This window comes from Protofrankia sp. Cr1, from assembly GCF_963555865.1.
Taxonomy (GTDB): Bacteria; Actinomycetota; Actinomycetes; order Frankiales; family Frankiaceae; genus Protofrankia.
Map to the genome: position 1 here is coordinate 1,401 of NZ_CAUVXO010000301.1, position 4,332 is coordinate 5,732.

A 4,332-nucleotide genomic window follows, 5' to 3' on the forward strand; every position below is an offset into this window, starting at 1 on the left:
CGCTTGCAAAACCTCGATCTCCCTCGGGGTCAGCGGTAAGCACAACACCAGTACCGCATCGACTCGCTTACGCAGCGGCACCGCATCGAAGAACCGCGCCCTGCCCGCGTCATCCCCGAGGTTGTAGAGCAGCAGATCCAGACCACCCGCCCGCAACACCGCCTCGGCGCCGCTGGACGCCTGCGGTGAGGCCACCTACAGGAGCTGGGCTGTGCGCCCGCCTCCACGACCCAGGCCCGCGTGCTCTCGGCGACGTTGGGCAGCCGCCGCAGAGCCCGCGACACCGTCGCCGTGGAAACGCCCGCCCGCGCGGCCACATCCTCGATGCTGCCACTCATCCCGGGGTCCTCCTCCGTCCGCCGACGCGCCCGTCGGAACCCAATCACCCGACCTACTCACGTGTGACCCGGATCATGATCGTCAGGAACGGTACGCTGAATCCGCCACGTCTGCAAGCGCTTGCAGGCCGCCGATATGAGGGGTTTCATCGAAAAGGTCCATCGTGGGCAAACCCACAAGCCTGTGGGGTGCCAGAAGATTCCGGTGGTGACAGGCGGTGAGGGGACCATAAGTGCAAGTTGACAGACCCCCGGCAGGGTTCAGACGGTCGGGGCCTGCGGTGGTCGTCCGTGCTGGAGGTACACCGTCTGACCGGTGTGCAGGGCGTCCATACAGGCGCGGATGCGCCGGGCCATGTACGGGGCGAGGAACTGGTCGTACTCGTCGGGGGCGCACAGCCGCCAAGCGGTGAGTTCGTCGGCTTGTAGGTTCAGATGGTGTTCGGCGTCGTGGGCCGTGAGCGTCCCGCCGTCGAAGATGAAGTTGACCAGCGCCGGTCGTCCGTCGTCCTGCGGCGGTACCCAGTCGACGGCCACCAGCTGGCCGGGGCGGACATCCAGGCCGAGTTCTTCCTTGATCTCCCGCCGTGCGGTGTCCCACGGGTACTCGCCCGGGTCCATGTGACCGCCGGGGATGAGCCAGGTGTCGGTGCGGTACGAGGGTTGGACGAGCAGGACCCGGCCGTCGGGATCGTGGAAGAGACCTGCGGCCCCCGCGATCGCGCGCGGCAGTGTCGCGTAGAACTCGGCCGGTGGCAGTTGTCCGCTGGTCATGTTCCATGACCTTAGCGGCCCCCGTCATCCTCCCCGCCGTCGTCTTGCCTACCGTGGATGCGACCGGACGTCCTTGACAGGGGCCCGGCCAGCCGGCCCGCCGGCGGTTGGTGGCGGGGGCATGGCGGGTGTGACTCGCGGGAGGATGTCCATGTACGTGCCACAGTGTGTACTGGCCGGTGTCCGGGTGGTGACTCCCGAAGGCGTCCTGGATCCAGGTTGGGTCGAGGTCGAGGGGGGTCGCATCACGGCGGTCGGTTCCGGCGGGCCGCCTGGCCGGGCTGGGTGGGCTGGGCTGGCCGGGCGGACGGTCACCGATCTCGACGGCGCCTGGCTGTTGCCGGGATTCATCGATCTGCATGTGCACGGCGGCGGCGGTCACGACGTCGCCACCTCAGCGGCGGCGATGGCCGCGGCGGTCACGTTCCACCGCGCGCACGGCACCACCGGCACGCTCGTGTCGCTGGTCACCGCGCCTGTCGAGGACCTCGCCGAGCAGCTGTCATGGGTGGCCGACCTGGTCGAGCGGGGTCCGTGCGCCGACGGTCACGTGCTCGGGGCGCATCTGGAGGGGCCGTTCCTCGCGCCCGCGCGCTGTGGCGCGCAGGCCCCTGAGCATCTGCTCGACCCGGACCGGGCGGTGTTCGCCCGGCTGGTCCGCGCGGCCCGGGGAACGCTGCGCGTCATTACGGTCGCACCGGAACTGCCCGGCGCCGCTGAGATCATCGCCGATGCCGTGGACGGCGGCATCGTGGCCGCGATCGGGCACACCGACGCCACCTACGACCAGGCCGTCGCCGCGTTCGCAGCCGGCGCGACCCTGACCACCCACCTGTTCAACGCCATGCCGCCGCTGCACCATCGAGCGCCGGGCCCGGTCGGGGCCGCTCTCGACGCCGGCGCCGACGCCGACGTCGCCTGCGAGCTGATCAACGACGGTGTGCACGTACACCCGTCCATCACCCGGATGGTCGCGCGCGATCGGCATCGGCTCGTTCTGGTCACCGATGCCATCGATGCGGCCGGCGCCGGTGACGGTGACTACATCCTCGGCGGCCAGGCCGTGCGGGTGCGCGACGGCCAGGCGCGGTTGGCGCGTTCGGGCGTGCTTGCCGGCAGCACACTCACGATGGACGACGCGCTGCGCCGGGCGGTCCTCGACGCCGGCATCCCGATCGAGGTCGCAGCTGCCGCGGCGGCGACGAACCCGGCCCGCGTGCTCGGCCTGTCCGCCACGTGCGGAGCGATCGCCGTGGGCCTGGCCGCCGACCTCGTCGTCCTCGACGTCGATCTTCACCTGGTCCGGGTCATGGCCGGCGGTGTGTGGTCCCAGCCCGACCGGACCCCGAGCGGTTCATGAATTGACGCAGGTCACGTCCTTGGACACGAAACCGGTACCTCCGATCACCTTGTTGGATGTGCAGTTGACCTTGTTGTTCGACGTCCGCGGATTCTGAACCCAGAAGCCGACACCGGACGCTCCGCCGAGGTCGGCGACATTGTCGGTGAAGACGTTTCCTTCGCCGGAGCCCACCGCCACACCGTCGGTGTTGATCGTATGGGTCTGGAAGCCGTCCTGGAGCGCCGACGGCCCGCTCACCGTGCCCTTGTTGCCGATGATCATATAATTGTTGCCCTTCACGTCTATCCAGGAGTCCGCCCAGCTCCCCGACATACCGACCGCGTCGAAGGAGTTGTTCTGGATCACGCCTCCGGTCGTACCTTCCTTGATGTCGATGTTCTCGGCGCCGGTGTGACGGATGGTGTTCCCGATCACCTGGTTGTAGTTCGAGGTGTCCGGCTTGCCACCTGTGTAGCGGCCCCAGTTGGAGACAGCCGACCCCAGGTAGACGCCCTCGCCGAAGCTGGCGGTCTTCACTCCGGTGTTCTCCACCAGGCAGTTGGTTACCACGTCATAGCTGGAAAACGCCCGCAGATGGATGCCTTCCTGCCCGATGTCGTGCACGTACAGACCGTCGATCGTCACGTGGCTGGAACCGTCGAGGACCACGCCCTTGGTCGCCTCCGTCACGGTGAACCCCTGGAGCTTCCAGTAGCCGGCTCCCAGCAGGTTCAGGCCATAGCCGCCCCCGGCGCCACCGCCGTCGAGCACGGCGTTGCGAGAGCCTCGCAGTGTGATAGGTGCGGCTTCGGTACCCGAGACCCGGATGTTGAACCGTCCCGGGCTCGTCGGCGTACCGCTGGGTTTGCTCTTGGCGTTGATGTCCTTGGCGTCCTTGCCCGAGTAGCGACCGTCGGCCATGGTGATCGTCATCCCTGGTCGGGCGGTGTTGAGCGCGTTTATCAGGCTTGCGACGTCGGCCACCTTCACCTCCGTGCCCGGGGCGACCGGATCCAGCGCGGGAGCGGGTGCCACCGGCGGCGGTGGGGATCCGTCCTGCTGATCCGGGTCCGGGGACGCCGAAAGCGCGGCCTGCACGCCGGCTGTCGTCCCGCCCAGCTGGAAGTTCGCCCGGAACCGGTGGGTTCTCCGGGTCTTGTCCCCATCAGGTTCATACGTATCCGCGATCAGCGAATGCTTGCCGTCGGCCAGGCCGGTCACCTTCACGATGCCGGGATTCACCGTGGTGAGGGGCTTGCTGTCAAGCGTGAAGCGGATGTCTGCTCCGTCATCCGCACCCGCGATCCCCGCGTAGAACGTTGAACCGGCGGGAAAGGTCTGATTGTCGAGGCTCTTCACCACTGTCGACAGGTCACCGGAACTCGATGACACCAACTGTGGGTCCCCGCTGGGAGCAGCTTGTGGCTCTCCGGCGGGCGCTCGACAGGCTGCTACTGAAAGTAGTGAAAACACTACGAAAAGCAATGATGCGGATCGAGTCGTCCGCCGAGCCAAGCTCTTACCCTTGAAATCCGCGAACATACGGGTCCTTCACATCTCGATGTGCTGAGGCAGGGCGAGTATAGGGGATCCAGACGACGGTCGATCACAGCGGTCGATCACAGCGGTCGATCACGGAGCCTGATGAGATACCTCTTTAATCCATTTCATTTGAACAGCGTGTAACGATTGGGGGGTCGCCCGGAAGAGGCGTTCAACAATGGCTTCAAAACTGTCACACATGAGACGCCGGATGCATCGGGCCTGCCTGCGGCACGGTCGGTGAGGCCGATTACGCGCTGTTGCGTTCACTCGGAGTAATTTCGGTTACTTATGGCGATGGTCTCGCGAATCGTGTCCGCTCGCCCGAGGCGGAGC

At 67.0% G+C, this 4,332-nt stretch carries 3 protein-coding genes and 2 pseudogenes; 1 reads left to right on the forward strand and 4 read right to left on the reverse strand.

All coding sequences use genetic code 11. The annotated features are described in order from the left end of the window. The 3 genes and pseudogenes from U9980_RS19615 to U9980_RS19620 all read right to left on the reverse strand — a co-directional run. Positions 1 to 195 (reverse strand): annotated as a pseudogene (locus tag U9980_RS19615) (LacI family transcriptional regulator); the annotation flags it as partial. 74 nt (positions 196 to 269) lie between these two features. After that, positions 270 to 338, reverse strand: a pseudogene (locus U9980_RS28655) (LacI family DNA-binding transcriptional regulator); the annotation flags it as partial. A gap of 261 nt (positions 339 to 599) precedes the next feature. Further along, positions 600 to 1,112 (reverse strand): NUDIX hydrolase, encoded by a 513-nt coding sequence (locus U9980_RS19620; RefSeq protein WP_322769256.1) that lies wholly within the window; start codon positions 1,110 to 1,112, stop codon positions 600 to 602. Positions 1,113 to 1,263: 151 nt separating this feature from the next. Between U9980_RS19620 and nagA the strand changes: the two genes are divergently transcribed. Next, positions 1,264 to 2,472 (forward strand): N-acetylglucosamine-6-phosphate deacetylase, encoded by a 1,209-nt coding sequence (gene nagA / locus U9980_RS19625; protein ID WP_322769257.1) that lies wholly within the window; start codon positions 1,264 to 1,266, stop codon positions 2,470 to 2,472. Here nagA and U9980_RS19630 read toward each other — a convergent pair. After that, the gene (locus tag U9980_RS19630; RefSeq protein ID WP_322769258.1) at positions 2,467 to 3,846 is read right to left on the reverse strand and encodes a right-handed parallel beta-helix repeat-containing protein; all 1,380 of its coding nucleotides are present in this window, start codon (positions 3,844 to 3,846) and stop codon (positions 2,467 to 2,469) included. The genes nagA and U9980_RS19630 overlap by 6 nt on opposite strands. Positions 3,847 to 4,332: the final 486 nt, after the last annotated feature.